This is a genomic window from Bradyrhizobium lablabi (genome assembly GCF_900141755.1).
Classification (GTDB): domain Bacteria; phylum Pseudomonadota; class Alphaproteobacteria; order Rhizobiales; family Xanthobacteraceae; genus Bradyrhizobium; species Bradyrhizobium lablabi_A.
Window position 1 is genome coordinate 7,536,022 of record NZ_LT670844.1, and the last position, 25,663, is coordinate 7,561,684.

At 61.4% G+C, this 25,663-nt stretch carries 28 protein-coding genes and 2 tRNA genes; 24 read left to right on the plus strand and 6 right to left on the minus strand.

Annotation, left to right across the window (positions count from 1 at the left end; translation table 11 throughout):
• The first annotated feature begins 268 nt into the window (after nucleotides 1-268).
• The 7 genes from B5526_RS35285 (at nucleotide 269) to B5526_RS35315 (ending at nucleotide 7,194) form a co-directional block, all read left to right on the plus strand.
• Nucleotides 269-904, plus strand: coding sequence for an ATP-dependent Clp protease proteolytic subunit (locus B5526_RS35285; RefSeq protein ID WP_079544245.1), 636 nt, complete (start codon nucleotides 269-271; stop codon nucleotides 902-904).
• 471 nt (nucleotides 905-1,375) lie between these two features.
• Nucleotides 1,376-2,650 (plus strand): ATP-dependent Clp protease ATP-binding subunit ClpX, encoded by a 1,275-nt coding sequence (gene clpX / locus B5526_RS35290; RefSeq protein WP_027537232.1) that lies wholly within the window; start codon nucleotides 1,376-1,378, stop codon nucleotides 2,648-2,650.
• A 314-nt stretch (nucleotides 2,651-2,964) separates the two neighbouring features.
• The gene (lon, locus tag B5526_RS35295; RefSeq protein ID WP_079544246.1) at nucleotides 2,965-5,391 is read left to right on the plus strand and encodes an endopeptidase La; all 2,427 of its coding nucleotides are present in this window, start codon (nucleotides 2,965-2,967) and stop codon (nucleotides 5,389-5,391) included.
• Nucleotides 5,392-5,484: 93 nt separating this feature from the next.
• Nucleotides 5,485-5,886 carry a GFA family protein gene (locus B5526_RS35300; RefSeq protein WP_079544247.1) on the plus strand — a complete coding sequence of 134 codons (402 nt, stop codon included), beginning with the start codon at nucleotides 5,485-5,487 and terminating at the stop codon, nucleotides 5,884-5,886.
• Between the two features lie 47 nt (nucleotides 5,887-5,933).
• Nucleotides 5,934-6,010, plus strand: a tRNA-Val gene (locus tag B5526_RS35305).
• 43 nt (nucleotides 6,011-6,053) lie between these two features.
• Entirely contained in the window at nucleotides 6,054-6,335 is a 282-nt protein-coding gene (locus tag B5526_RS35310) for a hypothetical protein (RefSeq protein WP_079544248.1), read from the plus strand.
• A gap of 1 nt (nucleotide 6,336) precedes the next feature.
• Nucleotides 6,337-7,194: a class I SAM-dependent methyltransferase gene (locus B5526_RS35315; RefSeq protein ID WP_079544249.1), complete on the plus strand. Its 858-nt coding sequence runs from the start codon at nucleotides 6,337-6,339 to the stop codon at nucleotides 7,192-7,194.
• A 20-nt stretch (nucleotides 7,195-7,214) separates the two neighbouring features.
• Here the strand turns inward: B5526_RS35315 and pepT are convergent, their stop codons facing one another.
• Together pepT and B5526_RS35325 are read right to left on the minus strand one after the other, a co-directional pair.
• Nucleotides 7,215-8,465 (minus strand): peptidase T, encoded by a 1,251-nt coding sequence (gene pepT / locus B5526_RS35320; RefSeq protein WP_079545906.1) that lies wholly within the window; start codon nucleotides 8,463-8,465, stop codon nucleotides 7,215-7,217.
• Nucleotides 8,466-8,578: 113 nt separating this feature from the next.
• Nucleotides 8,579-8,878 (minus strand): HU family DNA-binding protein, encoded by a 300-nt coding sequence (locus tag B5526_RS35325; RefSeq protein ID WP_079544250.1) that lies wholly within the window; start codon nucleotides 8,876-8,878, stop codon nucleotides 8,579-8,581.
• 212 nt (nucleotides 8,879-9,090) lie between these two features.
• Here B5526_RS35325 and B5526_RS35330 point away from each other — a divergent pair.
• Nucleotides 9,091-9,167, plus strand: a tRNA-Asp gene (locus B5526_RS35330).
• Nucleotides 9,168-9,267: 100 nt separating this feature from the next.
• On the opposite strand, the gene B5526_RS35335 is transcribed toward B5526_RS35330, so the two are convergent.
• Both B5526_RS35335 and B5526_RS35340 read right to left on the minus strand, forming a co-directional pair.
• A complete protein-coding gene (locus B5526_RS35335; protein WP_079544251.1) occupies nucleotides 9,268-9,597 on the minus strand; it encodes a hypothetical protein in 330 nt (109 codons plus the stop codon).
• A gap of 168 nt (nucleotides 9,598-9,765) precedes the next feature.
• Nucleotides 9,766-9,960, minus strand: coding sequence for a hypothetical protein (locus B5526_RS35340; protein ID WP_079544252.1), 195 nt, complete (start codon nucleotides 9,958-9,960; stop codon nucleotides 9,766-9,768).
• A gap of 235 nt (nucleotides 9,961-10,195) precedes the next feature.
• Here B5526_RS35340 and B5526_RS35345 point away from each other — a divergent pair, with 235 nt between their 5' ends.
• Entirely contained in the window at nucleotides 10,196-11,209 is a 1,014-nt protein-coding gene (locus B5526_RS35345) for a TRAP transporter substrate-binding protein (protein WP_079544253.1), read from the plus strand.
• A 39-nt stretch (nucleotides 11,210-11,248) separates the two neighbouring features.
• Here the strand turns inward: B5526_RS35345 and B5526_RS35350 are convergent, their stop codons facing one another.
• Complete coding sequence (locus B5526_RS35350) at nucleotides 11,249-12,565, minus strand: spinster family MFS transporter (protein WP_079544254.1); 1,317 nt, start codon at nucleotides 12,563-12,565, stop codon at nucleotides 11,249-11,251.
• Between the two features lie 42 nt (nucleotides 12,566-12,607).
• Nucleotides 12,608-13,792, minus strand: a complete 1,185-nt coding sequence (locus tag B5526_RS35355) for an aromatic ring-hydroxylating dioxygenase subunit alpha (RefSeq protein ID WP_079544255.1) — start codon at nucleotides 13,790-13,792, stop codon at nucleotides 12,608-12,610.
• 134 nt (nucleotides 13,793-13,926) lie between these two features.
• Between B5526_RS35355 and B5526_RS35360 the strand changes: the two genes are divergently transcribed.
• The 15 genes from B5526_RS35360 (at nucleotide 13,927) to nuoK (ending at nucleotide 25,662) form a co-directional block, all read left to right on the plus strand.
• Complete coding sequence (locus tag B5526_RS35360; RefSeq protein WP_079544256.1) at nucleotides 13,927-14,481, plus strand: MarR family winged helix-turn-helix transcriptional regulator; 555 nt, start codon at nucleotides 13,927-13,929, stop codon at nucleotides 14,479-14,481.
• 151 nt (nucleotides 14,482-14,632) lie between these two features.
• Nucleotides 14,633-14,998 carry an NADH-quinone oxidoreductase subunit A gene (locus B5526_RS35365; protein ID WP_079544257.1) on the plus strand — a complete coding sequence of 122 codons (366 nt, stop codon included), beginning with the start codon at nucleotides 14,633-14,635 and terminating at the stop codon, nucleotides 14,996-14,998.
• Entirely contained in the window at nucleotides 14,989-15,585 is a 597-nt protein-coding gene (locus B5526_RS35370) for a NuoB/complex I 20 kDa subunit family protein (RefSeq protein WP_079544258.1), read from the plus strand. The genes B5526_RS35365 and B5526_RS35370 overlap by 10 nt, the downstream gene beginning before the upstream one ends.
• Before the next feature lie 12 nt (nucleotides 15,586-15,597).
• Nucleotides 15,598-16,212, plus strand: coding sequence for an NADH-quinone oxidoreductase subunit C (locus B5526_RS35375; RefSeq protein ID WP_079544259.1), 615 nt, complete (start codon nucleotides 15,598-15,600; stop codon nucleotides 16,210-16,212).
• Nucleotides 16,213-16,214: 2 nt separating this feature from the next.
• Nucleotides 16,215-17,405, plus strand: a complete 1,191-nt coding sequence (locus B5526_RS35380; protein ID WP_079544260.1) for an NADH-quinone oxidoreductase subunit D — start codon at nucleotides 16,215-16,217, stop codon at nucleotides 17,403-17,405.
• A complete protein-coding gene (locus tag B5526_RS35385) occupies nucleotides 17,405-18,367 on the plus strand; it encodes an FkbM family methyltransferase (protein ID WP_172842225.1) in 963 nt (320 codons plus the stop codon). Before B5526_RS35380 ends, B5526_RS35385 begins: the two co-directional genes overlap by 1 nt.
• A gap of 14 nt (nucleotides 18,368-18,381) precedes the next feature.
• Nucleotides 18,382-18,993 carry an NADH-quinone oxidoreductase subunit NuoE gene (gene nuoE / locus B5526_RS35390; protein ID WP_079544262.1) on the plus strand — a complete coding sequence of 204 codons (612 nt, stop codon included), beginning with the start codon at nucleotides 18,382-18,384 and terminating at the stop codon, nucleotides 18,991-18,993.
• On the plus strand, nucleotides 18,990-19,205 hold the full coding sequence (locus tag B5526_RS35395) for a hypothetical protein (RefSeq protein WP_079544263.1): 216 nt from the start codon (nucleotides 18,990-18,992) through the stop codon (nucleotides 19,203-19,205). Before nuoE ends, B5526_RS35395 begins: the two co-directional genes overlap by 4 nt.
• Before the next feature lie 23 nt (nucleotides 19,206-19,228).
• Nucleotides 19,229-20,554: an NADH-quinone oxidoreductase subunit NuoF gene (nuoF, locus tag B5526_RS35400; protein ID WP_079544264.1), complete on the plus strand. Its 1,326-nt coding sequence runs from the start codon at nucleotides 19,229-19,231 to the stop codon at nucleotides 20,552-20,554.
• A 5-nt stretch (nucleotides 20,555-20,559) separates the two neighbouring features.
• A complete protein-coding gene (locus tag B5526_RS35405; protein WP_154071619.1) occupies nucleotides 20,560-21,045 on the plus strand; it encodes a hypothetical protein in 486 nt (161 codons plus the stop codon).
• Between the two features lie 5 nt (nucleotides 21,046-21,050).
• Nucleotides 21,051-23,126, plus strand: a complete 2,076-nt coding sequence (gene nuoG / locus B5526_RS35410; protein ID WP_079544266.1) for an NADH-quinone oxidoreductase subunit NuoG — start codon at nucleotides 21,051-21,053, stop codon at nucleotides 23,124-23,126.
• A gap of 10 nt (nucleotides 23,127-23,136) precedes the next feature.
• Nucleotides 23,137-24,207 carry an NADH-quinone oxidoreductase subunit NuoH gene (nuoH, locus tag B5526_RS35415; RefSeq protein WP_079544267.1) on the plus strand — a complete coding sequence of 357 codons (1,071 nt, stop codon included), beginning with the start codon at nucleotides 23,137-23,139 and terminating at the stop codon, nucleotides 24,205-24,207.
• 13 nt (nucleotides 24,208-24,220) lie between these two features.
• Complete coding sequence (gene nuoI / locus B5526_RS35420; protein ID WP_079545908.1) at nucleotides 24,221-24,709, plus strand: NADH-quinone oxidoreductase subunit NuoI; 489 nt, start codon at nucleotides 24,221-24,223, stop codon at nucleotides 24,707-24,709.
• Nucleotides 24,710-24,718: 9 nt separating this feature from the next.
• Complete coding sequence (locus B5526_RS35425) at nucleotides 24,719-25,357, plus strand: NADH-quinone oxidoreductase subunit J (protein WP_079544268.1); 639 nt, start codon at nucleotides 24,719-24,721, stop codon at nucleotides 25,355-25,357.
• Complete coding sequence (gene nuoK, locus B5526_RS35430) at nucleotides 25,354-25,662, plus strand: NADH-quinone oxidoreductase subunit NuoK (RefSeq protein WP_079544269.1); 309 nt, start codon at nucleotides 25,354-25,356, stop codon at nucleotides 25,660-25,662. Before B5526_RS35425 ends, nuoK begins: the two co-directional genes overlap by 4 nt.
• Nucleotide 25,663 lies beyond the last annotated feature (1 nt).

Below are 25,663 nucleotides of genomic sequence, written 5' to 3' on the forward strand. Positions count from 1 at the left end.
CGAAAGGGGCTTGGCGGCGGCATCCGTCGCTAGGCGGGGCTTTGCGAATCAGCTTCAACTGCAATCAATTCCGCGACGTTATCGACCCCGGTCTTGTTACCGGGTCGGCCCGGTCTTGTGGCCCGGGAATTGGCCCATATCTGTGAACCCTGTCCTCAAGTCCTGCATCACGGGACGGTCGTCTGCACCCGGCAAATTCCAGCCAGTTCCGCCTTGCCGATGGATTGATCGTCTCCGCCAACCTGTCTAACAACCCTATGGGTGACTAATGCGCGATCCGGTCGAAACCTACATGAACCTCGTGCCGATGGTGGTCGAACAGACCAACCGCGGCGAACGCGCCTACGACATTTTTTCGCGCCTGTTGAAAGAGCGCATCATCTTCGTGACCGGACCGGTCGAGGATGGCATGTCGACGCTGACGGTTGCGCAGCTTCTGTTTCTCGAAGCCGAGAATCCGAAGAAGGAAATCTCGATGTACATCAATTCGCCGGGTGGCGTGGTGACGTCGGGCCTTGCGATCTATGACACGATGCAGTTCATCCGACCGCCGGTGTCGACGCTGTGCACCGGACAGGCAGCATCGATGGGCTCGCTGTTGCTCGCCGCCGGCCACAAGGACATGCGCTTCTCGCTGCCGAATTCGCGCATCATGGTGCACCAGCCCTCCGGCGGCTTCCAGGGCCAGGCCACCGACATCATGCTGCACGCCCAGGAAATCCTGAACCTCAAGAAGCGGCTCAACGAGATCTACGTCAAGCACACCGGCCAGACCTTCAAGGCGATCGAGGACGCGCTGGAACGCGACAAGTTCCTCACCGCCGACCAGGCGAAGGAATTCGGCATCGTCGACAAGGTGATCGACAAGCGCTCGGAAGACCCGGCGGTATTGTCGACAAAGTGATCGGCGGGCGGCCCGGAAGAAGAGGGCGGCGCCCCCGTAATTCCACGGGTGGCTTGGTTGCAGCGCCGTTAACGGTGGCCATCGTTCCCGGCAATTTCGGCCGTCCAAGGCCGCTTTCGGCCCGCCCCTGGGCAGAAAGTTCCGCTTTCGTGCTGGTCGGGCAGCGTGGTAATCCCGCAACGCTTGGCTGATTTCCGTAAGATCGGCTCGTGCTTACGCCGCAAATCACGGTATTGTCACGGGTATCGGATTTCGCCCGATTAGTGAATTCTTGATAGTCGGGTGCGACCATGGTTGGCTAGGTTGTGTAGGTTATGATCGTAAGGGGATTCGAGTTAGCCGCGATTCGCGTGGCATCTGGAGCGTAGGGTCTTTTTTGGTACGGAATTTGCTCTATCTAGGACTCAGTGCCGGTAAGTGCCGGAATGGGGCGATCGAGCGGACGGGATCGAACGGCGGACGGAGACAAGAATGAGTAAGGTCGGCACGAGCGACTCCAAGAACACGCTGTATTGCTCGTTCTGCGGCAAGAGCCAGCACGAAGTCCGCAAATTGATCGCGGGCCCCACGGTATTCATCTGCGACGAATGCGTCGAACTGTGCATGGATATCATCCGCGAGGAGAACAAATCCTCGCTGGTGAAGTCGCGCGACGGTATCCCGACGCCGAAGGAAATCTGCAAGGTCCTCGACGATTACGTGATCGGCCAGAGCCACGCCAAGAAGGTGCTCTCGGTCGCCGTCCACAATCACTACAAGCGGCTCAATCACCAGACCAAGCACAATGACGTTGAACTCGCGAAGTCGAACATCCTTTTGATCGGTCCGACCGGTTCAGGCAAGACGCTGCTGGCACAGACGCTGGCGCGGATTCTCGACGTGCCGTTCACAATGGCGGATGCGACGACGCTGACCGAAGCCGGCTATGTCGGCGAGGACGTCGAGAACATCATCCTGAAGCTGTTGCAGTCGGCCGACTACAATGTCGAGCGCGCGCAGCGCGGCATCGTCTATATCGACGAAATCGACAAGATCAGCCGCAAGTCCGACAACCCCTCGATCACCCGCGACGTCTCGGGCGAGGGCGTGCAGCAGGCGCTGCTGAAAATCATGGAAGGCACGGTTGCCTCGGTTCCTCCGCAGGGCGGCCGCAAGCATCCGCAGCAGGAGTTTTTGCAGGTCGACACCACCAATATCCTGTTCATCTGTGGTGGCGCGTTCTCGGGCCTTGAGAAGATCATCTCCGCGCGCGGACGTTCGACCTCGATCGGATTTGCGGCGCAAGTGCTGGCGCCGGAAGATCGCCGTACCGGCGAAATCTTCCGCCATGTCGAGCCCGAGGATCTCTTGAAGTACGGCCTGATCCCGGAATTCGTCGGCCGCCTGCCGGTGGTCGCGACGCTGGAAGATCTCGACGAAGCGTCGCTGAAGAAGATTTTGACCGATCCGAAGAATGCGCTGGTGAAGCAATATCAGCGGCTGTTCGAGATGGAGAATATCGAATTGACGTTCGCCGACGAAGCGCTTGGCGCGGTTGCCCGCAAGGCGATCGAGCGCAAGACCGGCGCGCGCGGACTGCGCTCCATTCTCGAGAGCATCCTGCTCGAGACCATGTTCGATCTTCCGGGCCTGGAAGGCGTCGAAGAGGTCGTGATTTCGCGCGAAGTGGTAGAGGGCACGGCTCGCCCGCTCTACATCTACGCCGACCGTTCCGACCGCGCCGTCGAGAGCAGCGCCAGCGCCTGATCGCTGGCGGCGAGGGCTGGGTTGCGTATGCGAGAAAGACGGCTGCGGAGCCTCATCCCGCGGCCGCGGTTGAGTAGCTTTATCTCTGCGTTGCGCCCCGATTGGCGGGCCTTTTTCACCGACTTGACACCCCCATGGTCGATAGCCACCTAATGCTATCGGCGATGAAAAACGATCCTATGAGATTCGCCTAACCCACCATCCGGAGCAGTCGGCCGCGACAGGCCATACGATCCCGGAACATCTCGGCACCTTGTGGCGGTTGCGCAAATGGGCGGACTGCGTGCAAGGGGGCACAACAAAAGGAATAGGCCATGACCACCCCAAAACCCCGGCCACATATCGTCTACGGCGAGAGCCACTCTTATCCGGTGCTGCCGCTGCGCGACATTGTCGTTTTCCCGCACATGATCGTGCCGCTGTTCGTCGGCCGCGAGAAATCGATCCGCGCGCTTGAAGAGGTGATGAAGAACGACGCGTTGATCATGCTCGCGACGCAGAAGAACGCCTCCGACGATGATCCGAGCCCGGAGGCGATCTACGAAACCGGCACGCTTGCGAGCGTCCTGCAGCTGCTCAAATTGCCCGACGGCACGGTAAAGGTGCTGGTCGAAGGACTGGAGCGCGCGCGCGTACAAAAATATTCCGACCGGACCGAATATTACGAGGCGACCGCGGTCGCGCTCGCCGACACCGATGCCAACTCCGTCGAGGCCGAAGCCTTGGCGCGCTCGGTGGTGTCCGACTTCGAAAGCTATGTGAAGCTGAACAAGAAGATCTCCGCCGAAGCGGTCGGCGTGGTCCAGGCGATCACCGATTTCGCCAAGCTCGGCGACAACGTCGCCGGCCATCTCGCGGTCAAGATTGCCGATCGCCAGGCGATCCTGGAGACGCTGTCGGTGACCGCGCGCCTTGAGAAGGTGCTCGGGCTGATGGAGAGCGAGATCTCGGTGTTGCAGGTCGAGAAGCGCATCCGCTCGCGCGTCAAGCGCCAGATGGAGAAGACCCAGCGCGAATATTATCTCAACGAGCAGATGAAGGCGATCCAGAAGGAGCTCGGCGACGACGAAGGCCGTGACGAGCTCGCCGATCTGGAAGAGAAGATTGCCAAGACCAAGCTCTCCAAGGAAGCCCGCGAGAAGGCGCAGCACGAATTGAAGAAGCTGCGCCAGATGTCGCCGATGTCCGCGGAAGCTACCGTCGTGCGCAACTATCTCGACTGGCTGCTGTCGATCCCGTGGAACAAGAAGTCCAAGGTCAAGAAGGATCTGGTTGCCGCGCAAGAAACGCTGGATAACGATCACTACGGTCTCGAGAAGGTCAAGGACCGCATCGTCGAGTATCTCGCGGTGCAGTCGCGCGCCAACAAACTGACCGGACCGATCCTGTGCCTGGTCGGGCCTCCCGGCGTCGGCAAAACCTCGCTCGGCAAGTCGATCGCGAAAGCGACCGGGCGCGAGTTCGTGCGCGTGTCGCTCGGCGGCGTGCGGGACGAGGCCGAAATCCGCGGTCACCGCCGCACCTATATCGGCTCGATGCCCGGCAAGATCATCCAGTCGATGCGCAAGGCGAAGACCTCGAATCCGCTGTTCCTGTTGGACGAGATCGACAAGATGGGCGCCGATTTCCGCGGCGATCCGTCCTCGGCGCTGCTTGAGGTTTTGGACCCCGAGCAGAACTCGACCTTCAACGATCACTATCTCGAGGTCGACTACGATCTCTCCAACGTGATGTTCATCACCACCGCGAATACGCTGAATATTCCGGGACCGCTGATGGACCGCATGGAGATCATCCGGATCGCCGGCTACACCGAGAACGAGAAGGTCGAGATCGCGCGCAAGCACCTGATCCCGAATGCGATCTCCAAGCATGGCCTGGATTCCAAGGAATGGTCGATCGACGACGACGCGTTGTTGCTGATGATCCGGCGCTACACCCGCGAGGCGGGCGTGCGCAACCTGGAGCGTGAGCTTTCGACACTGGCCCGCAAGGCGGTGAAGGACCTGATGATCTCCAAGAAGAAGTCGGTGAAGGTGACTGAGAAGTCGCTGGAAGAATTTCTCGGCGTGCCGAAATATCGTTACGGCGAGATCGAGACCGACGATCAGGTCGGCATCGTCACCGGCCTCGCATGGACCGATGTCGGCGGCGAGCTGCTCACCATCGAAGGCGTCATGATGCCCGGCAAGGGCAAGATGACGGTCACGGGCAATCTGCGCGACGTGATGAAGGAATCGATCTCGGCGGCGGCATCCTATGTCCGTTCGCGCGCGGTCGGCTTCGGCATCGAGCCGCCATTGTTCGACAGGCGCGATATCCACGTCCACGTGCCCGAGGGGGCGACCCCAAAGGACGGACCGTCGGCGGGAGTTGCGATGGCGACCGCGATCGTCTCGACCATGACCGGGATTCCGGTCCGGCACGATGTCGCCATGACCGGCGAGATCACGCTGCGGGGGCGGGTGCTCCCGATCGGCGGATTGAAGGAGAAGCTGTTGGCGGCGGCCCGCGGCGGTATCAAGACGGTCTTGATCCCCGAGGACAACGCCAAGGATCTCACGGAGATTTCCGATGCGATCAAGGGCGGGATGGAAATCATTCCGGTCGCTCGCCTTGACGACGTGATCTCCAAGGCCTTGGTGCGGACGCCGGTGCCGATCGTCTGGGAAGAGGACACCAAGGTGCCGGTCAAGCCGGACGCCGGCGACGAAGCCGCCGGTGGCCTGACGGCGCACTAGAGCATCCCAATCGTGAAATGATAAAACGGCGCCTTCGGGCGCCGTTTCTTTTTTGCGTGAACCGGCCCTGTGACTTTTGTCGGAGCTGGACGAATGAATATCGACGGACAATGCCATTGCGGTTCGGTGACCTATCACGCCGACATCGACCCGGAGCTTGTATCGATCTGCCACTGCACGGATTGCCAGATGCTGACCGGTTCGCCCTTTAGGGTGACGGTGATCTGCTCGGGCGAACAGATCCGGATGACGGGGAGGGCGCCCAAGGTCTACGCCAAGACCGGCGATAACGGCCGGACACGCTTTCAGCACTTCTGCGCCGAATGCGGTTCCCCGCTGTTCACCAGCGGCGAAGGCGGCCCCGACGATTGGGGAATTCGCTGGGGCAGCATCCGCCAGCGCGACCGACTCGCGCCGAAGCGGCAAATCTGGTGCCGATCGGCTGTGCCATGGATCAACGCTGTCGCGGAATTGCCCGGCAGGCCGACCGACTAGGTTCCTACCTTGCACCGAAGGGGCACCCAAGGCTAAACAGGTGGCGAGGGCGGCTAGCTCAGCTGGTTAGAGCATCTCGTTTACACCGAGAGGGTCGGGAGTTCGAATCTCTCGCCGCCTACCACGTCAGCGAACTGGTCTTTCAGCTCAATGCCGGGAGCATACGCATGAGAGTTTTCGCCGCCGCCGCCATTTTCGCGTTGCTGGCCGGGCCCGCTTACGCCCAGGACCAACACGTTCCCAAATACGGGGAAGCCGATAAGGACAAGACCCCGCAGCAGATCCAGGCCGAAAAAGACGCACAGAAAGCCTATGAAAGGTCGCTGGGCAACATCCCCGATAAGGGCACTTCCGACCCCTGGGGCAATGTGCGCAGCGACAACGCGCCGAAGACCGCCGCGAAACCCGCACCTGTGAAGCGGACCAAAACCGGCAGCACGGCGAACTAGCGTGGAACTGCCATCCGGCCACGATCAAAACGCGGACCAGATCGCCTACTGGAACGGGCCGGGCGGCCAGCACTGGGCCGACCGCCAGCAAACCCAGGACATCGTGCTTGCGCCGGTTTCCCAGGTCTTGATCGATCGCGCGAAGGCAAAAGCGGGCGAGCGGATCGTCGATATCGGGTGCGGCTGCGGCGCGACCACCGTCGCGTTTGCGCAAAAGGTCGGTTCGGCCGGACAGGTCACCGGCATCGACATCTCCGGACCGATGCTGACCCGCGCCCGGCAGCTCGCGCCAGCCGGCCTTCCGGTCGATTTCGTGCTTGCCGATGCAACGGTTTATCCATTCATTCCCCAAAGTTTCGACCTTCTGGCCTCCCGCTTCGGCGTGATGTTTTTCGCGCAACCCGCACTGTCGTTTGCCAACATGCGCAACGCGCTGCGGCCGTCGGGCCGGCTGGCCTTCGCCTGCTGGCGCGAGCCGCGCGAGAATCCGTTTTTCATGGCGCCGCTGCAGGCGGTCTACAAGCACGTGCCCAAGCTGCCGCAGCTTGGGCCAGAGGACCCCGGTCCGTTCTCATTTGCATCCGAAGCGCGCGTGAACAGGATATTGCGCGAGGCCGGCTTCACCGGCATCGCCATGGAGCCGTACGATCTTTCGCTCGATATCGCGGTCGGACGCGGTCTCGATGCGGCGGTCGAAGCCACGCTGGAAATCGGGCCGGCCGCCCGCGCGCTTTTCGAGCAACCGCCCGATGTGCGCGCCGCCGCCATGGTTTCGATCCGCGAGGCGCTGGCACCTTTCGTCAGCGGACAGAGCGTGCCGCTCAAAGCCTCGATCTGGATCGTGACCGCAAACGTATGACGTGTTTTGCTTGAAAGCGCTTACGCCCGCTCTTCCCAGATCATCGCGAGGTGGACGATGGTCTGCACCGCCTTTTCCATGTCCTGCACGCTCACCCATTCCAATCGCGAATGGAAAGCGTGCTCGCCGGCGAAGATGTTGGGGCAGGGCAGTCCCATGAACGACAGCCGCGAACCGTCGGTGCCGCCGCGGATCGAGGTTTTTGTCGGCTTGAGCCCGGCGCGGCGGATCGCTTCGACAGCGTATTCGACGGTCTCGGGATGACGGTCGATCACCTGTTTCATGTTGCGGTATTGCGGCTTGATCTCCAGCCGATAGGTCGAATGTGGAAAGTCCTTCATCACGTCTTTGACGATGCTTTCCAGCAGGGCTTCTTTCTCTTTCAACCCTTGTTCGGTGAAATCGCGCACGATGAAGCCGAGGGTCGCTTTCTCCAGGGCGCCGGAAATGCCGATCGGATGCAGAAAACCTTCCTTGCCTTCGGTCGTCTCTGGCGAGCAGGTAGTTTTGGGCAGCCGCTCGACGATGGCCGCCGCGATCTTGATCGCGTGCTCCATTTTGCCCTTGGCAAAGCCGGGATGGGTAGAGACGCCTTCGATGGTGATGGTGGCGCCGTCGGCCGAAAACGTCTCGTCCTCGATATTCCCCGCGGTTTCGCCGTCGATCGTGTAGGCAAAGTCGGCGCCGAGCTTTTTCAGGTCGGCCTTGTCGACGCCGCGGCCGATCTCTTCGTCTGGCGTGAACAGGATCTTGATGGTGCCGTGCTTGATCTGCGGATTGGCAAGAAGGAAATGCGCGGCATCCATGATTTCGGCAAGGCCGGCCTTGTTGTCGGCTCCTAGCAGCGTGGTGCCGTCCGTGGTGACGATGTCGTTGCCGATCTGGTCCTTGAGCGCCGGATGATCCGCGGCGCGGATCACTTGCGTCGGGTCGCCCGGCAGCACGATGTCGCCACCGCGGTAATTCCTTGCAATCTGCGGCTTGACGCCCTTGCCGGTGCAGTCGGGCGAGGTGTCCATATGCGAGCAGAAGCAGATGACCGGGACCTTCTTGTCGGTATTCGCGGGGATGGTCGCGTAGACGTAGCCATATTCATCCAGATGGGCGTCGCTCAGTCCCATAGCCTGCAGCTCGCGCGCGAGCAGGCGGCCTAGGTCTTTTTGTTTTTCGGTGGATGGGCAGCTCGGTGAAGCCGGGTCAGACTGGGTGTCGATGACCACATAGCGCAGGAAGCGCTCGGTCACGGTGTGCGTGAACGCCAATGACGACATCTCAACCGAAACCGCTGCCATGGTGAAAGCGGTATACCAGAAAAGCGTCATTCCGGAGGCCGCGTAACCAAGCCGGAATGACGCAAAGTCAAAAAACGGAAAACGCGTCCTTATCAGACGGCTTCCTTCAGCTCCTTGGCTGCGCGGAAGGCAACCTTCTTGCTGGCCTTGATGTGGATCGCTTCGCCGGTCGCCGGGTTGCGGCCCATGCGGGCGGCGCGCTTGCGCACCTGCAGGATGCCGAGACCGACGATCCGGATCCGCTCGCCCTTCTTCAGGTGCTTGGTGATCCGGCTGACCATGTCGTTCAGGATGGCCTCAGCCTGCTTCTTGGACAATTCCTGCTCATCGGCAATCGCCGCTGCGAGATGCTTGAGCGTGACGGTGGTCGGTGTCGCTGCCTTCTTCGCCATATTTGGCCCTCCTCGTTGTTGATGGCTTAGGAACCTAAGACGTATCAGGCCTTAAACGATTCGGGGGGCGTCTGACTACGCTGTTTTGCCGATAAACAGCCTATTATTTGCATCGACGTCCCAAAAATGCCCAACTGGCGGGAGGATTCGAACAACCTTGACTTGGAAAGGTCGCCCCTTTAAGTCCCACCTCTCGCGGGTTTCGAAATCACGCGGGAGTAGCTCAGTTGGTTAGAGCGCCGGCCTGTCACGCCGGAGGTCGCGGGTTCGAGCCCCGTCTCTCGCGCCATTGAATCAATGGCTTAGCCGGTTTTCCCACTTTTTACATCAAGCAAATCGCCGCGCGCCCCGCGCGGAATGAGCCGGGGCGCGTAGGTCGCCGACCAAGCCTATTGTTTGGCGGGAGACGATTGTTGGACGGCAATCTGCAATGAATTCAGGCGAGCCTGTATATCGCGGGTGATTCTTGCGTTGGCAGGGGCATCCTGCACGGCAATTTCCACCGCGTTTACGCGACTTTGGATGTCCAGCAATACCCTGGTGAGGTAATCATAGCTCGCTTGGGTCTTATCGGTCGATGTGGCGGCCTTTTCGATCCGAACCAGGTAGTCGCGTTCATTTTCCCATATCACGCGCCTCTGCATCTCCAACAGGCCCATAAAAACCAGATTTGCTGCAAGCAGCGACAGCAAGATCGCTCGCCAATTTTCCTGGATCATTATTGAGTTCCCCACTGAACTAAGCTCTGCGGCCCAAACCAATTAGCCTGTCCGATTGAACAGAGCATCCGGCGGCCGGCAAATCACATGTTGTTCTCGGAGGGCCGTAAAAAGCAAAAGGCCGCCCGGAGGCGGCCGTCTTTCGCGCAATGACTTCCTGGACTTGCTTTATCGGACCATCGAGCTATCCGAGCTCGTCACGGCCATCGGCTTGCCGGCCTTAATCACGTGGGCGGTCTGGGTATAGTCCGAATTGGTACGGGCGGAGATACCGAAACCAGCCACCGCGATCCCGGCAATCAGGGCAACAACCACAATTTTCAGGTGCGTCGCGCGGTCCGCTGAGTGAATTGAGTGGTTCATCTGAGCCTCCTGGCGACTCTTGGTGCCGCCTTGTTGGCGACAGACCTAGACCCAGTTTGTTTCAGGGTGGTTTCGTGGGTCTCCCAAAATGGTTTCGTCGGCCGCAAAGGGGCTGGAATCGTCGCTTGGCCGGTGGTCCGGGGCTTGTCACGCGGGTCTCACCCAGCTTGCGGACACGCACGGTTCGTTGGAGACTGTCCTCAAGGCGCGATAAGGCGCTTGGGAGGCAACAAAAATGACGATTACCCGCAGGGGTCTGTTCGGCGCGGCGTCCGGCGCCTGGGCAACCGCCGTTTTGAGCAAACCGGCCGGTGCCGCGGCCGAATTCGAGTTCAAGCTGGGCGTCAACACGCCGGACACCCATCCCCTTACCGTTCGATTGACTGAAGCGGCACGGGCGATCGGCGCGCAGTCATCGGGGCGGCTGAACGTCACGGTGTTCCCCAACAGCCAGCTCGGCGGCGATCCCGAGATGCTGTCGCAACTGCGCGCCGGCGGTATCGAGCTATTGGCGGCGCCGAGCATGACGCTGTCGACGCTGGTGCCACTGTCGGGCCTGCCGAGCATAGGCTTTGCGTTCCAGTCCTACGACCAGGTCTGGGCCGCGATGGACGGCGGCGTCGGCGAGGTCGTCCGCGACGCCATCGGCAAATCGGGCATCGTGCCGATGAAGAAGATGTGGGACAACGGATTCCGCCAGATCACCTCATCCTCAAGCCGGCAATTGAACGGCGTCGAAGACCTCAGGGGATTCAAGATCCGCGTGCCCGTCACGGCGCTGCTCACCTCGCTGTTCAGCGGGTTGGGGGCACTGCCGTCGAGCATCAGCTATAGCGAGCTCTATTCGGCGCTGCAGACCCATATCGTCGAGGGCCAGGAAAATCCCCTCGCGCAGGTGTCGACCGGAAAGCTATACGAGGTGCAAAAATATTGCGCGCTGTCGAACCATTGCTGGAGTGGCTACTGGATCGTCGCCAACCGTCGCGCGCTGGCCGGCCTGCCGGCCGATCTCCTGGAGATCGTCAACCACAATTTCGACGAGGCAGCCGTCAAGGAACGCGCCGATCTATTAGAGATGGACCGCTCGCTGCAGGCCGATCTCGTCAGCAAGGGCATGATTTTCAACAAGCCTGACCCTGTGCAGTTCAGGGCGGCGCTGGTGAAGGCAGGTTTTTATACGCAATGGCAGAAGACTTATGGCGCTGAAGCCTGGACGCAGTTGGAGAAGTACACGGGGCCGCTGATTTGAGGCGCGCGTATTCAGCAAAAGTGGACATCGGTTTTGCGATCAGAATACGCGCAAATTATTGAGCAAAGTCGCGCGCTTGATATCCGCGCGAACGGACGCCGCCGCCCACACGAACAACAGCGCGCCGAGCGTGGTCGTGACAGCAGCCGACAGCAGCGAATAGCGCACGGCATCGGCGCCGTAGTCGGTCTTCAGCGCATCATTGATCATCCCGACGGCGAGCGGGCCGACGCCTTGGCCAAAACAGGTCGCGGTCAAAATGACGATCGCAGACGCCAGCGCCCGCATGCTCGGGCGCGCCACCGTCTGCGCGATCGCAAAGATCGGCCAAAGGTGAAAGCCGACCAGAAACGAGGTCGCCCCGAGCGCTGCGATCATGGTGGTAAAATCCGGCGTCAGCATGCACAGCGCGAACACGGGCCCGGCGAGGCTGGATGCGATCGCTGGCGCCCATAGCTTCCAGCGATCGTCGCGGCGGCTGATCTGCGCCACCACGAAACCCCCGACCAGCGTTCCCGCCATCCCGAACAATCCCTTGAACGTGCCGGCATAGGTTCCGATTTCGGCGCTTGTCAGATGATGTACGCGGGCCAGGAACGGCGGGATCCAGGAGGCGGTGGCATAATTGGTATAGGTCGTCAGGCAAAACCCGATCAGCACGATGACAAAGCTCTGTTGCGAGGCGAGGAAACGAAGCGTCGGCGCGATCGGCTCGGGCACAAAGGTCTCCGCCATGGCGCCGCGCTTCGGTTCTGACACCGTCAGCCACAATATCGCGGCCAGTGCGATGCCGGGCAGGCCGGCTGCGAAGAATGCCATCCGCCAGCCGTAGTGCTGGTTGACATAGCCGCCGATGAAATAGCCTAAGAAGACGCCGAGATAAGTGGCAACGGAATAGACGCCAAGCGCGCGCGGACGTTCGTTCTTGTCGAAGAGATCGGCGATGATCGACTGCGACGCAGGCGTCCCTGCGGACTCGCCGATGCCGACGCCGATCCGTGCCAGCGCCAGCGTCGCCACGCTCGAGGCCATGCCGCAGAGAAATGTCATCGTGCTCCAGAACGCAAACGCCAACGCCACGATATTGCGGCGGTTGAGCCGGTCGGCAACGCGCGCAATCGGTATCCCGAGCAGCGAATAGAACAAGACGAAACCGAACCCCGCCAGCAGGCCCATCGTGGTGTCGCTGAGCAAGAATTCCTTTTTGATCGGCTCGATCAGGACATTGAAAATGGTGCGGTCGAGAAAATTCAGGGCGTAGACGATGGTGAGCAGACCCAGCACGTAATATCGCCGCGCCGACGGCCTTGCGGCAACGCCGGCTTGCGCGGCCGCCCCGGGCGCGAAATCGACCATGGGTTCCCCCAAACTTGTTTTTCCGAGACGAGCCGCGATCGTTCACGCCTCGCGAATAAAATTCCCCGCCTCGAATTCGACCGGCGGCGCGCGCTCGTCGAACGAGACGCCGATCGGATCGCGCCCTGCGGCCAAGGCCTCGAGCTGATCGCTCAGCATCCGCCGGATCATCAGGATGCCGCGGTCGCTCTGGCCGAAATGCTCTTCGGAGTGCAGCGTCACCGCTCCCTGGCCGACCTGCGCCTCGTAATCGCCGGGGAATTGCTGGTGTTCTTGCTCGGTCATGTCCCACCAGAATTTGCCGTTGAACTTTGAGCGCATGCGTCCAATGTCGCCCGAGTTCTTGACCCGGCCGGCGACGTAGATACGGAACGAGGTATCGTCGATCGGCAGGGTCCAGCCGATCGACTCGACGCGGGCAAATTGCGCGACCCGCGGATTGGGCACCACGCGTAGTGTGGGAAGGGCTGCTTCCGTGACCCGATAAAACACCTTGCCGTCGTCCTGGTTGCGGATCGAGCGCACGGTGACGCCGCGCGGCGACGTCTCGAACTTCACTTGCGGCATCGACGCCATCATGTTGGTGAATTGCGGGCCGCTGAACGAGCCGTGCAGCACCGGGACGTGGTAGGGATCGACGACGTTCTCAAAATGCTGCAGCCAGTTGCAGGGGATCACGGCCGGGCCGCCGCCGCCGATCGAGGAGTCGTCGGCTTCCACGAACTCGCCGTCGTCCATGTTCTCCAGCGCCTCATAGCGCGGCAGCACCGGCTTCTTCTCCGCCGGCCCCATATAGGCGAAGATCAGCCCGTAGCGCTCCTGAACTGGATACCAGGGCTGGCGCACTCTGTCCTTGAACTGGCCGCCATCGGGCTCGCAGGGCTGCTCCAGGCAGCGCCCTTCGGTATCGAACTTCCAGCCGTGATAGCAGCAGCGGATGCCATCTTCCTCGACTTTGCCATAATAGAGCGTGGTGCCGCGGTGGCAGCAGCGCGCATGGAGCAGCCCTGGGCGGCCATGCCGGTCGCGGAACAGGATCAGATCTTCTGCCAGCGCGCGGACTTTTCTGGGGATATCGCTGGCGTCGGCCGCAAGACCGATCGGATGCCAATAGCGCCGGAGCAATTTCCCCATCGGCGTGCCGCGGCCGACCGCCGTCAGTTCGGTGCGGGTGGCGGCCGGCCGCATGGCATAGGCCGTGCCGAGATCGCGATCTGTAATGGTCATCGCCGTTTCCTCCCGCCGCGGCTCTTGCGCCCGCGGTCGTCTCGTTTATCGCCAAAGTGAACGTTAGATAGATGACAATGTCAACGATTTTGCCAAGCTTGGCAAAACCGGGCTTTGTTGGCAGAGGTCTTGAGATGAGCCGGAAAACAAAAAGCGTGGACGCGCCTCTGCCGGATGCCGGCAAGGATGCCGAGCTGGCGCCAATCACGGCGATGATGTCGTCGCGGCTGATGGTGCTCGCCAATCTTTTGAAGCGGGGCGCCATTCTGCGCTACAAGCGGCTGGCCGGGCTTTCTTCGGTAGAATTTGGTCTGGTGGCCTCGCTGGGACGCCGGCCGCCGATGAGCGTGGTCAGCCTTGCCGAGGCGGTCGGCATGGACAAGGGGCAGATCAGCCGGGCGCTGGCCGGGCTGGTCTCGCGCAAGCTGGTTTCACGGGCGGTCAACCCCAGGGATAACCGGGAGGTGCTGGTCTGCCTTACCCGGACCGGGCTCTCCGCCCACGACGCGATTGTGGCAGGCGCGCTGGAGCGCAATCAGCGGCTCCTGGAACAACTGGAGAAGGGTGACGTCGCGATGCTGCTGGGGCACATCGACCGCCTGACCGACACCGCCGCCAAAATGCTCGATGCCGAAAAAGAGGTGAGCCAAAAAGGGCCAAATCATCCTAGACGGCGCGCCCTGGAATGACGCATGAAAAAGGCTATCCCACAGCGCGCGGGGGCCGGCGGAGACGTCAAAATTGCTTGTCTTGCGCCCCTTGTTGCGCTGCGCTAAGCCTCAGAAACATTCCAATTAACGAATCTGCGGCTGTTCGAAACCGCAGGAAAAGGCACCGCCGATGACCGGCATCCTGCAGAATTATCTTCCACTCGTGGTGTTCATAGGGGTAGCAGGCCTGATCGGTCTGGCGCTTCTGATCGCTCCTTTTCTGGTGGCGTTCCAGCAGCCGGATCCCGAGAAGCTCTCGGCCTATGAATGCGGATTCAACGCCTTCGACGACGCCCGCATGAAATTCGACGTCCGCTTCTACCTCGTGGCCATCCTGTTCATTATTTTCGACCTGGAAGTGGCATTCCTGTTCCCGTGGGCGGTGGCGTTCGGCAAGTTGGGCTCGACCGGCTTCTGGTCGATGGTGGTTTTCCTCGCCGTCCTTACCGTCGGCTTCGCCTACGAATGGAAGAAAGGTGCGCTCGAATGGGATTGAGCCCCGCTGCCGCAAAACCCGGATTGGTACCGGCGGTCGCGCCCGCCGCGACCGGCATTCTCGATCCCGCAACTGGCAAGCCGGTCGGGGCCAATGACCCATACTTTCTCGAGGTCAATCACGAGCTCTCCGACAAAGGCTTCTTCGTCACCGCGACCGACGATCTCATCACCTGGGCGCGCACGGGATCGCTGATGTGGATGACGTTTGGATTGGCTTGTTGCGCGGTCGAGATGATGCAGATGTCGATGCCGCGCTATGACGCCGAGCGCTTCGGTTTTGCGCCGCGCGCTTCGCCGCGGCAGTCCGACGTCATGATCGTCGCGGGCACGCTGACCAACAAAATGGCGCCGGCGCTGCGCAAGGTCTACGACCAGATGCCGGAGCCGCGCTACGTGATCTCGATGGGGTCGTGCGCCAATGGCGGCGGCTACTATCATTATTCCTACTCGGTGGTGCGCGGCTGCGACCGCATCGTGCCCATCGACATCTACGTGCCCGGTTGCCCGCCGACGGCGGAAGCGCTGCTTTACGGGGTGATGCTGCTGCAGAAGAAGATCCGGCGCACCGGGACCATCGAACGCTGAGGTTTTAGTAGAATGGATGACGGCAGGCTCGACGCCCTGGGGCAGACGATTGTTAGCGCGCTTCCGAGTGCGGCGACCGATCATAAGGTCGCGTTCAACCAGCTCTCGATTGCGGTGCAGGCCGACAAGGTCGTCGATGTGGTAAAATTCCTGCGCGACGATCCTTCCCTCCGCTTCGTCAACTTCACCGATGTGACGGCGGCCGATTATCCCGGTCGTGAGAAGCGTTTTGAGGTGATCTATCATTTGTTGTCGCCGACGCTCAACACGCGCATCCGCCTGCGGGTGGCGGCCGATGAGACCACCCAGGTGCCGTCGATCATCGAGGTGTTTCCGGGCGCCGACTGGTTCGAGCGCGAAACCTATGACCTCTACGGCGTGATCTTCACCGGCCATCCGGACATGCGGCGGCTGTTGACCGACTACGGTTTCGACGGTCATCCGCTGCGCAAGGATTTCCCGCTCACCGGTTTCGTCGAGGTGCGCTACGACGACCAGGAGAAGCGGGTGCTCTACGAGCCCGTCCGGCTCAATCAGGAATTCCGCAAATTCGATTTTCTGTCTCCGTGGGAAGGCGCGGATTATCCGGTGCTGCCGGGAGACGAGAAGGCGGGTCCGAAAGTCTGACCATGAACGAACAGAATCTGCGCAATTTTACGATCAACTTTGGCCCGCAGCATCCGGCGGCGCATGGCGTGCTGCGACTTGTTTTGGAGCTGGATGGCGAGGTGGTGGCGAGAGTCGATCCGCATATCGGACTCTTGCATCGTGGCACCGAAAAGTTGATCGAGCACAAGACGTATCTGCAGGCGATCCCTTATTTCGACCGGCTCGACTATGTCGCGCCGATGAATCAGGAGCACGCGTTCTGCCTCGCGGCGGAAAAGCTGCTCGGCATCGCGGTGCCACGCCGCGGGCAATTGATCCGGGTATTGTATTGCGAGATCGGCCGCATCCTGTCGCATCTGCTCAACGTCACCACGCAAGCGATGGACGTCGGCGCGCTGACCCCGCCGCTGTGGGGTTTCGAAGAGCGCGAAAAGCTGATGGTGTTTTACGAGCGCGCCTCCGGCTCGCGCATGCATGCGGCCTATTTCCGCATCGGCGGCGTGCATCAGGACCTGCCGCCAAAGCTGATCGACGATATCGAGGCGTGGTGCGATCCGTTCCTTGGCGTGGTCGCCGACCTCGAACGGCTGTTGACCGGCAACCGCATCTTCAAGCAGCGCAACGTCGATATCGGCGTGGTCTCGCTCAAGGAAGCCTGGGAGTGGGGCTTTTCCGGCGTGATGGTGCGCGGCTCGGGGGCGGCGTGGGATTTGCGCAAAGCGCAGCCTTACGAGTGCTATTCCGAAATGGATTTCGACATTCCGATCGGCAAGAACGGCGATTGCTACGATCGCTACTGCATCCGGATGGAAGAGATGCGCCAGTCCGTGCGCATCATGAAACAATGCATCGCAAAGCTGCGCTTAGCCGACGGGCAGGGGCCAGTCGCGGTCGAGGACAACAAGATATTCCCGCCGCGCCGGAGCGAGATGAAGCGCTCGATGGAAGCGCTGATCCATCACTTCAAGCTCTACACCGAGGGCTTCCACGTGCCGGCGGGCGAAGTCTATGCCGCGGTCGAGGCGCCGAAGGGCGAGTTCGGCGTCTATCTCGTCGCCGACGGCACCAACAAGCCCTACAAATGCAAGATCCGCGCGCCCGGTTTCGCGCATTTGCAGGCGATGGATCACATCTGCAAGGGCCATCTCTTGGCCGACGTCTCGGCCATCCTCGGCTCGCTCGATATCGTGTTCGGAGAGGTCGATCGGTGATCGCGCTGCCGCCGATACAGTTTGACCGGGCCACCGGCGCGCTCGAGGGCGCGAACGCGTGGGAACGGACGGCGGCGCTGGCGCTGGCGACCGGCTCGAAGATCTCGTCGCACTTTTCGCATCGCGGCTACATCGGCTGCGCCAATCTGCTGCGCAAGACTTTGCCCGAGCGCAATATCGCGATCAAATTGAACTCAGACGCCGTGTTCGAATTTCCCTACGGCGATGGCTACTGGAGCAAGCTGCTCAATCGCTCGTATCACTATGAAGACGAGTTGGAGCTGTTGTTCCGGGATTCCGCCGACGTGGATTACACGTTGCTCGATTGCGGCGCCAACTACGGCTACTGGTCGGTGCTGGTCTCGAGCGCGCCGTTCGGTTCGCACAAGGCGATTGCGATCGAGCCGGCGTCGCAGAACTTTCCCAAGCTCGCCAACAACGCAGAGATCAACGGCAACCGCTTCGCGCTGATGAAATGCGCGATCGGTGCCACGCGCGGCACCGCCTTTCTGTCTGGCACCAAGCACGAGGCGTTCAGCATCGTCGGCGGCGCGAGCAGTGGCGGCGAGGAGGTACCTGTCATCGCGCTCGACAATCTGCTCGACGACGGCAAGATATCTCCGGACGGAAAATACCTGATCAAGCTCGACGTCGAAGGCGTCGAGGTCGAGGCCATCAAGGGCGGCACGCGGCTGTTGCGAAGCGACAGCGTGTTGCTGTGCGAGGAGCACGGCAACGATCCAAACCACACCGTGTCGCGTTATATCCTCGAACAGACCCCGCTGAAGCTGATCGTCTACGATCCGCGCTCCAATCGCCTGGAAACCGTGACCGAGCTTTCGATCCTCGACCGCATCAAGGTTTCAACCCATGTCGGTTACAACGTGTTCGGTACCGCAAGCCCATTCTGGCAAAACCGGATCAATGCCTTAAACGCGAGCGCCGCGCGCCGCATGCAATGAGAGACTGAACGATTATGTCCGTCCGCCGCCTCGCCCCGAAGGAAATGCAGCCCGCGAGCTTCACGTTCACGGCGGAGAATCTCGCCTGGGCAAAGGAGCAGATCGCAAAATATCCGCCGGGCCGGCAGGCTTCGGCCGCGATCGCGATCCTGTGGCGGGTGCAGGAGCAGCATGAGGGGTGGGTGTCGGAAGCGGCGATCCGCGCGGTCGCCGATCTGCTCGAAATGCCCTACATCCGCATGCTGGAGATCGCGACCTTCTACACCATGTTTCAGCTGCAGCCGGTCGGCAAGAAGGCACATGTCCAGGTCTGCGGCACCACGCCGTGCCGGCTGCGCGGCGCCGGCGATATCCTCGAAGTGTGCCAGAGCCGCATCCATCACGATCCCTTTCACCTTTCCAAGGACGGCAATTTCAGCTGGGAAGAGGTCGAATGCCTCGGCGCCTGCGTCAATGCCCCGATGGTGCTGATCTGGAAGGACACCTACGAGGACCTGACCAAGGAAAACTTTGGCAAGGTGCTGGACGGCTTCGCCTCCGGCAATCCGCCAAAGCCCGGACCGCAGAACGGCCGTCAGTTCTCGGCGCCCATCGGCGGGCCAACCACGCTGAAGGAAACCACATGACGGGTAGCCGCACGGTACATGCCGCAGGGCCGGGGAGTGTCAGCACGATGAAGCACTGGCGCTATATCGTCCTGCACACACTCGCCGCGGCCGCATTCATTTTCCTGCTGCAGCGTTACGTGCTGCATGCATCGTTTGAATCATGCCTGTTGTGGGCGCTGGTGTTCGGCGGATGCGCCGCCGGCCTCGCCTACAAGCAATCCAATCGCTGATCCCCAAAGGGAAGCTTCAAATCATGCTCGATGACAAGGACCGCATCTTCAAGAACCTCTACGGCCTGTACGACTGGGGCCTCGAAGGTGCGCGCCGCCGCGGCGCCTGGGACGGCACCAAGGCGATTATTGACAAGGGCCGCGACTGGATCATCAACGAGATGAAGGCGTCGGGCCTGCGCGGCCGCGGCGGCGCGGGCTTTCCGACCGGGCTGAAATGGTCGTTCATGCCCAAGGAATCCACCGACGGCCGGCCGAGCTATCTCGTGGTCAATGCCGACGAGTCCGAACCCGGCACCTGCAAGGACCGCGAGATCATGCGGCACGATCCGCATCTCCTGGTCGAAGGTTGCCTGCTCGCAAGCTTCGCGATGAACGCGCATGCCTGCTACATCTATGTGCGCGGTGAATTCATCAGGGAGCGCGAGCATCTGCAGGCCGCGGTCGATCAGGCCTATGAGGCAAAACTGATCGGTAAGGACAATGTCAATGGCTGGCCGTTCGATCTCTACGTCACCCACGGCGCCGGCGCCTATATCTGCGGCGAAGAGACGGCGCTGTTGGAAAGCCTGGAAGGCAAGAAAGGCCAGCCGCGCTTAAAGCCGCCATTCCCGGCCAATGTCGGGCTCTATGGCTGCCCGACCACGGTCAACAATGTGGAGTCGATCGCGGTCGCGCCGGATATCTTGCGGCGCGGCGCGGCGTGGTTCGCGGCGATCGGCCGGCCTAACAATGTCGGGACAAAACTGTTTTGCATCTCCGGCCATGTCGAGCGGCCCTGCAATGTCGAAGAGGCGATGGGGATTCCGTTCCGCGAGCTGATCGAGCGCCATTGCGGCGGCATCCGCGGCGGCTGGGAGAATCTCAAAGCCGTAATTCCCGGGGGCTCCTCGGTGCGCATGGTGCCGGCCGAACTGATCATCGATACGCCGATGGATTTTGACAGCCTCGGCAAATTGCGCTCCGGTCTCGGCACCGCGGCTGTCATCGTGATGGACAAATCGACCGACCTGATCCGGGCGATCGCGCGGATTTCGTATTTCTACAAGCATGAGAGCTGCGGCCAGTGCACGCCGTGCCGCGAGGGCACGGGATGGATGTGGCGGGTTCTGACCCGCATGGCCGATGGCCGCGCCCACAAGCGCGAGATCGACATGCTGCTGGAAGTGACAAAACAGATCGAGGGCCACACCATCTGCGCGCTCGGCGACGCGGCGGCCTGGCCGATCCAGGGCCTGATCGCGCATTTCCGTCACGAGATCGAAGCACGCATCGACGAATATTCGCGCAAGGCCGATGTCGACGACGCCGGCATTTTGGACCCAGCGCACATGGTGGCGGCGGAGTGATGTTGATGTCGCAACCGGGCACCTTGTGGTGGCAGAAGTTCGGGACGCTGGCGCAGATGGCGCAGGCGGCCGTGGCGCTGCTCGGCTTTGTTGCGATCCTGTTCCAGATCAACGAAATTCGCTCCAACACCCGCGCGGCGAGCGCGCGGCAGGCGTTTTTGGGCTATACGGAACTGGCGTTCCGAAATCCAAAATTCTCGCAACCGGACTATGATGCGATCAAGGCAGGCAGCCGCGAGGACAAGGTTCAGTATGAGAGTTTTGTCTCCTATTTCCTTTATGCCTGCGAGGAAGCGACCGCTGCATTCGCCGGCAGCCGGGAGTGGCTCGCCTCCTGCGACTATGATCTGAGGCCGCACTTGCGGTTCCTGTGCGAGAAGTTCAAGGCCGAACCGGCTTATCTTGCGACCTACGGCAGCAGCACCCAGCAATGGGTGCAGGCATCCATGAAGACCGCCAGCGTCACACCACCCGACTGCGGAAAGACCTAAATTCTATGACCAAACTTATCATCGATGGCAAAGAGATCGATGTTCCCCCGGAGTTCACGCTGCTGCAGGCGTGCGAAGCCGCGGGCGCCGAAATCCCGCGATTTTGCTACCATGAGCGGCTGTCGATCGCGGGCAATTGCCGGATGTGCCTGGTCGAGATCAAGGGCGGCCCGAAGCCGGTTGCAAGCTGCGCCTGGGGCGTTCGCGATTGCCGGCCCGGCCCCAAGGGCGAGCCGCCGGAAATCTCCACCCGCTCGCCGATGGTGAAGAAGGCGCGCGAAGGCGTGATGGAATTCTTGCTGATCAACCATCCCTTGGACTGCCCGATCTGCGATCAGGGCGGGGAGTGCGACCTGCAGGACCAGGCGATGGGTTACGGCGTCGATACCTCGCGCTTTGCCGAGAACAAGCGCGCGGTCGAGGACAAATATCTGGGCGCGCTGGTCAAGACCTCGATGAACCGCTGCATCCAGTGCACGCGCTGCGTCCGCTTCGCCGCCGAAGTCTGCGGCGTGCCCGAGATGGGCGCGACCGGCCGCGGCGAGGACATGGAGATCACGACCTATCTCGAGACCGCGCTGACCTCGGAGCTTCAAGGCAATCTGGTCGATATCTGCCCGGTCGGCGCATTGACCTCAAAACCCTACGCGTTCGCAGCAAGGCCCTGGGAACTCGGCAAGACCCAGTCGATCGATGTCATGGACGCCATCGGCTCGGCGATCCGGGTCGATACCCGCGGCCGCGAGGTGATGCGGATCCTGCCGCGCGTCAACGAAGCGGTGAACGAGGAGTGGATTTCCGACAAGACCCGCCATGTCGTCGACGGTTTGCACACGCAAAGGCTCGACCGCCCCTATATCCGCGAGAACGGCAAGCTCCGGCCGGCATCATGGCCGGAGGCGTTCGAGGCGATCGCGGCGAAAACCGCCCGCAGCGACGGCAAGCGGATCGGTGCGATCGCGGGCGATCTCGCCGCGGTCGAGGAGATGTTCGCGCTCAAGGAGCTCTTGGCGAAGTTCGGCTCGGTCAATCTCGCGGTGCAGGGCGGCGACGCCTTCGATTCGAAGGCCGGCCGCGCCTCCTACATTTTCAATCCGACCATCGCCGGCATCGAGCAGGCCGACGCGCTGCTGATCGTCGGCTCGAACCCGCGCCGTGAGGCCGCCGTTCTCAACGCGCGTATCCGCAAGCGCTGGCGCAGCGGCCAGCTCAAGATCGGCGTGATCGGCCCCAAGGCCGAGCTCACCTACGATTATGACTATCTCGGCGCCGGCACGGATTCGCTTCTCGATCTCGCCGCCGGCAAGCATTCCTTTGCCGATGTGCTGAAGAACGCCAAACATCCGATCGTGCTGGTCGGTACGGCCGCCGTGGCACGGCATGATGGCGCCGCGATCCTTACGGCAGCGGCGAAGCTTGCGGTCGATGTCGGTGTGGTCAAGCCCGAGTGGAACGGTTTTGCCGTGTTGCACGACACCGCCTCGCGCGTCGGCGCGCTCGATGTCGGCTTTGCGGCAAGCGCCGGCGGCTTAAGCGCGGCGCAGATGACGACGTTCGGCACGCTCGATGTGCTGTTTTTGCTGGGCGCCGACGAGACCAAGGTGCCGGACGGCACCTTTGTCGTCTATCTCGGCACCCATGGCGACCGCGGCGCGCATCGCGCCGACGTCATCCTGCCGGGCGCGGCTTACACCGAAAAGTCCGGCATCTATGTCAACACCGAAGGCCGGGTGCAGATGGCCAACCGCGCGGCGTTTCCCCCGGGAGAGGCGCGCGAGGATTGGGCGATCATCCGCGCACTTTCCGAGGTGATGGGCAAGCGTTTGCCCTACGATTCACTTGCCGCGTTGCGGCAGGCGATGTTCCGCGCCGTGCCGCATCTGATGCGCATGGATCACATCGAAGCCGGCAACGCCGACGACCTCAAGACGCTCGCCGGCAAGGGCGGCAGCGTCGAGAAAGCGCCGTTCAAGTCGTCGGTTGAGGATTTTTATCTGACCAACCCGATCGCGCGGGCGTCGGCGGTGATGGCGGAATGTTCCCGCCTTGCCTCCGGGCAAATGCTGACAGCGGCGGAGTGAGCGTGACCTGATGGATGAATTCTTCGCAAGCACCTTCTGGACCGGATTTCTCTGGCCGCTGATCGTCATGGTCGCGCAGAGCGTTTTGCTGCTCGTCGTGCTCTTGATCGCGATCGCCTACATCCTGCTCGCCGACCGCAAGATCTGGGCGGCGGTGCAGATCAGGCGCGGACCCAACGTGGTCGGCCCCTTCGGCCTGCTGCAATCCTTCGCCGATCTCTTAAAATTCGTGCTGAAGGAACCGATCATTCCTTCCGGCGCCAACAAGGGCGTGTTCCTGCTGGCGCCGCTCGTGAGTTGCGTGCTGGCGCTCGCGGCCTGGGCGGTGATCCCGATGGATCTCGGCTGGGTGATCTCCGACATCAATGTCGGCGTGCTCTATATCTTCGCGATCTCGTCGCTGTCGATCTACGGCATCATCATGGCCGGCTGGTCGTCGAACTCGAAATATCCGTTCCTCGCAGCACTTCGCTCGGCGGCGCAGATGGTGAGTTACGAGGTCTCGATCGGCTTTGTCATTATCACCGTCCTGCTTTGCGCCGGCTCGCTCAATCTCTCGGCTGTGGTCGAGGCACAGAACACCCATGGGCTCGGAAGTCTGATCGGATTGCCCAGGCTGACCTTCCTGAACTGGTACTTCCTGCCGCTGTTTCCGATGTTCGTGGTGTTCTACGTTTCGGCACTGGCGGAAACCAACCGCCCGCCGTTCGATCTGGTGGAAGCCGAATCCGAACTGGTCGCGGGTTTCATGGTCGAATACGGCTCGACGCCGTATCTCTTGTTCATGCTCGGTGAATATGTCGCGATCACCACGATGTGCGCGATGGCCACGATCATGTTCCTGGGCGGCTGGCTGCCGCCGATCGCGCTGCCGCCGTTCACCTGGGTGCCCGGGGTGATCTGGTTCGTGCTGAAAGTCTTTTTCATGTTCTTCCTGTTTGCGATGGCAAAGGCGATCGTGCCGCGCTACCGCTACGATCAGTTGATGCGGCTCGGCTGGAAGGTGTTCCTGCCGCTGTCGCTGGCGATGGTGGTAGTCGTCGCCGGCGTGCTGCATTTTGCTGACATCGCGCCGAAATGAGGTCGTCATGAGTATCAACATCAATGCCACGGCCCGTTCGCTTCTGTTGTCCGAATTCGTATCGGCGTTCTTCCTCGCCATGCGCTATTTCTTCAAGCCGAAGCCGACGCTGAACTATCCCTTCGAGAAGGGGCCGATCTCGCCGCGCTTCCGCGGCGAGCATGCGCTGCGGCGTTATCCCAATGGCGAGGAGCGCTGTATCGCCTGCAAGCTGTGCGAGGCGATTTGCCCGGCGCAGGCGATCACCATCGAGGCCGGCCCGCGCCGCAACGACGGCACCCGCCGCACGGTGCGCTACGACATCGATATGGTGAAATGCATCTATTGCGGGCTGTGCCAGGAGGCCTGCCCGGTCGATGCCATCGTCGAGGGCCCGAATTTCGAATTCGCGACCGAGACCCGCGAGGAACTCTACTATGACAAGGCGAAACTGCTCGCCAATGGCGACCGCTGGGAGCGCGAGATTGCGAAAGCGATCGAACTCGACGCGCCGTACCGGTGAGGTGAGGGCATGATCCTTCCCGCGCTGTTCTTCTATCTGTTTGCCGCCGTTTGCGTGGCTTCCGCGGTCATGGTGATCGTATCGCGCAATCCGGTGCACTCCGTGCTGTTCCTGATCCTGGCCTTCGTCAACGCCTCCGGGCTGTTCGTGCTGATGGGCGCCGAATTCCTGGCGATGATCCTGGTCGTGGTCTATGTCGGCGCGGTTGCGGTCCTGTTCCTGTTCGTGATCATGATGCTGGACGTCGATTTCACCGAGCTGCGCGAGGGTTTCATCGAATATTTGCCGGTTGGGGTCGTGATCGGCGGAATCTTCCTGTTTGAATTGCTGCTGACCGTCGGCGTTTGGGTGATCAATCCCGGCGTCACCAAGTCGATTACATCGGCGATCCCAACCAATGTCAGCAATACCGAAGCGCTTGGACTCGTGCTTTACACCAAATACCTCCATTACACCGAGATGGCCAGCATGGTGCTCTTGGTCGCGATGATCGGCGCCATCGTTTTGACCCTGCGCCACAAGGCCAACATCAAGCGGCAGGACATCAACGTGCAGAACGCGCGGACGCCGGAACTTGCAATGAGCATCCGCAAGGTAGCCTCCGGGCAGGGCCTGCAGGACGCGGACGCGGCGGAGTGGGTGCAATGACGATCGGTCTTGGACATTACCTCTCGGTCGGCGCGATCCTGTTCACGCTCGGAATCCTCGGCATCTTCTTAAACCGCAAGAACATCATCGTCATCCTGATGTCGATCGAGCTGATCTTGTTGGCGGTCAATGTCAACCTGGTGGCGTTCTCGACTTTCCTCGGCGACATCGTCGGCCAGGTATTTGCGCTATTGGTGCTGACGGTGGCCGCGGCCGAAGCCGCGATCGGTCTCGCAGTGCTGGTGGTGTATTACCGCAATCGCGGTTCGATCGCGGTTGAAGACGTCAATCTGATGAAGGGTTAAT

What these genes read in the sequence shown, in the direction of transcription:
- B5526_RS35285 (WP_079544245.1), top strand. Translation starts at nt 269, where the DNA reads ATGCGCGATCCGGTCGAAACCTACATGAACCTCGTGCCGATGGTGGTC.
- clpX (WP_027537232.1), top strand. Translation starts at nt 1,376, where the DNA reads ATGAGTAAGGTCGGCACGAGCGACTCCAAGAACACGCTGTATTGCTCG.
- lon (WP_079544246.1), top strand. Translation starts at nt 2,965, where the DNA reads ATGACCACCCCAAAACCCCGGCCACATATCGTCTACGGCGAGAGCCAC.
- B5526_RS35300 (WP_079544247.1), top strand. Translation starts at nt 5,485, where the DNA reads ATGAATATCGACGGACAATGCCATTGCGGTTCGGTGACCTATCACGCC.
- B5526_RS35310 (WP_079544248.1), top strand. Translation starts at nt 6,054, where the DNA reads ATGAGAGTTTTCGCCGCCGCCGCCATTTTCGCGTTGCTGGCCGGGCCC.
- pepT (WP_079545906.1), bottom strand. Translation starts at nt 8,465, where the DNA reads ATGTCGTCATTGGCGTTCACGCACACCGTGACCGAGCGCTTCCTGCGC.
- B5526_RS35325 (WP_079544250.1), bottom strand. Translation starts at nt 8,878, where the DNA reads ATGGCGAAGAAGGCAGCGACACCGACCACCGTCACGCTCAAGCATCTC.
- B5526_RS35335 (WP_079544251.1), bottom strand. Translation starts at nt 9,597, where the DNA reads ATGATCCAGGAAAATTGGCGAGCGATCTTGCTGTCGCTGCTTGCAGCA.
- B5526_RS35340 (WP_079544252.1), bottom strand. Translation starts at nt 9,960, where the DNA reads ATGAACCACTCAATTCACTCAGCGGACCGCGCGACGCACCTGAAAATT.
- B5526_RS35345 (WP_079544253.1), top strand. Translation starts at nt 10,196, where the DNA reads ATGACGATTACCCGCAGGGGTCTGTTCGGCGCGGCGTCCGGCGCCTGG.
- B5526_RS35350 (WP_079544254.1), bottom strand. Translation starts at nt 12,565, where the DNA reads ATGGTCGATTTCGCGCCCGGGGCGGCCGCGCAAGCCGGCGTTGCCGCA.
- B5526_RS35355 (WP_079544255.1), bottom strand. Translation starts at nt 13,792, where the DNA reads ATGACCATTACAGATCGCGATCTCGGCACGGCCTATGCCATGCGGCCG.
- B5526_RS35360 (WP_079544256.1), top strand. Translation starts at nt 13,927, where the DNA reads ATGAGCCGGAAAACAAAAAGCGTGGACGCGCCTCTGCCGGATGCCGGC.
- B5526_RS35365 (WP_079544257.1), top strand. Translation starts at nt 14,633, where the DNA reads ATGACCGGCATCCTGCAGAATTATCTTCCACTCGTGGTGTTCATAGGG.
- B5526_RS35370 (WP_079544258.1), top strand. Translation starts at nt 14,989, where the DNA reads ATGGGATTGAGCCCCGCTGCCGCAAAACCCGGATTGGTACCGGCGGTC.
- B5526_RS35375 (WP_079544259.1), top strand. Translation starts at nt 15,598, where the DNA reads ATGGATGACGGCAGGCTCGACGCCCTGGGGCAGACGATTGTTAGCGCG.
- B5526_RS35380 (WP_079544260.1), top strand. Translation starts at nt 16,215, where the DNA reads ATGAACGAACAGAATCTGCGCAATTTTACGATCAACTTTGGCCCGCAG.
- nuoE (WP_079544262.1), top strand. Translation starts at nt 18,382, where the DNA reads ATGTCCGTCCGCCGCCTCGCCCCGAAGGAAATGCAGCCCGCGAGCTTC.
- B5526_RS35395 (WP_079544263.1), top strand. Translation starts at nt 18,990, where the DNA reads ATGACGGGTAGCCGCACGGTACATGCCGCAGGGCCGGGGAGTGTCAGC.
- nuoF (WP_079544264.1), top strand. Translation starts at nt 19,229, where the DNA reads ATGCTCGATGACAAGGACCGCATCTTCAAGAACCTCTACGGCCTGTAC.
- B5526_RS35405 (WP_154071619.1), top strand. Translation starts at nt 20,560, where the DNA reads ATGTCGCAACCGGGCACCTTGTGGTGGCAGAAGTTCGGGACGCTGGCG.
- nuoG (WP_079544266.1), top strand. Translation starts at nt 21,051, where the DNA reads ATGACCAAACTTATCATCGATGGCAAAGAGATCGATGTTCCCCCGGAG.
- nuoH (WP_079544267.1), top strand. Translation starts at nt 23,137, where the DNA reads ATGGATGAATTCTTCGCAAGCACCTTCTGGACCGGATTTCTCTGGCCG.
- B5526_RS35425 (WP_079544268.1), top strand. Translation starts at nt 24,719, where the DNA reads ATGATCCTTCCCGCGCTGTTCTTCTATCTGTTTGCCGCCGTTTGCGTG.
- nuoK (WP_079544269.1), top strand. Translation starts at nt 25,354, where the DNA reads ATGACGATCGGTCTTGGACATTACCTCTCGGTCGGCGCGATCCTGTTC.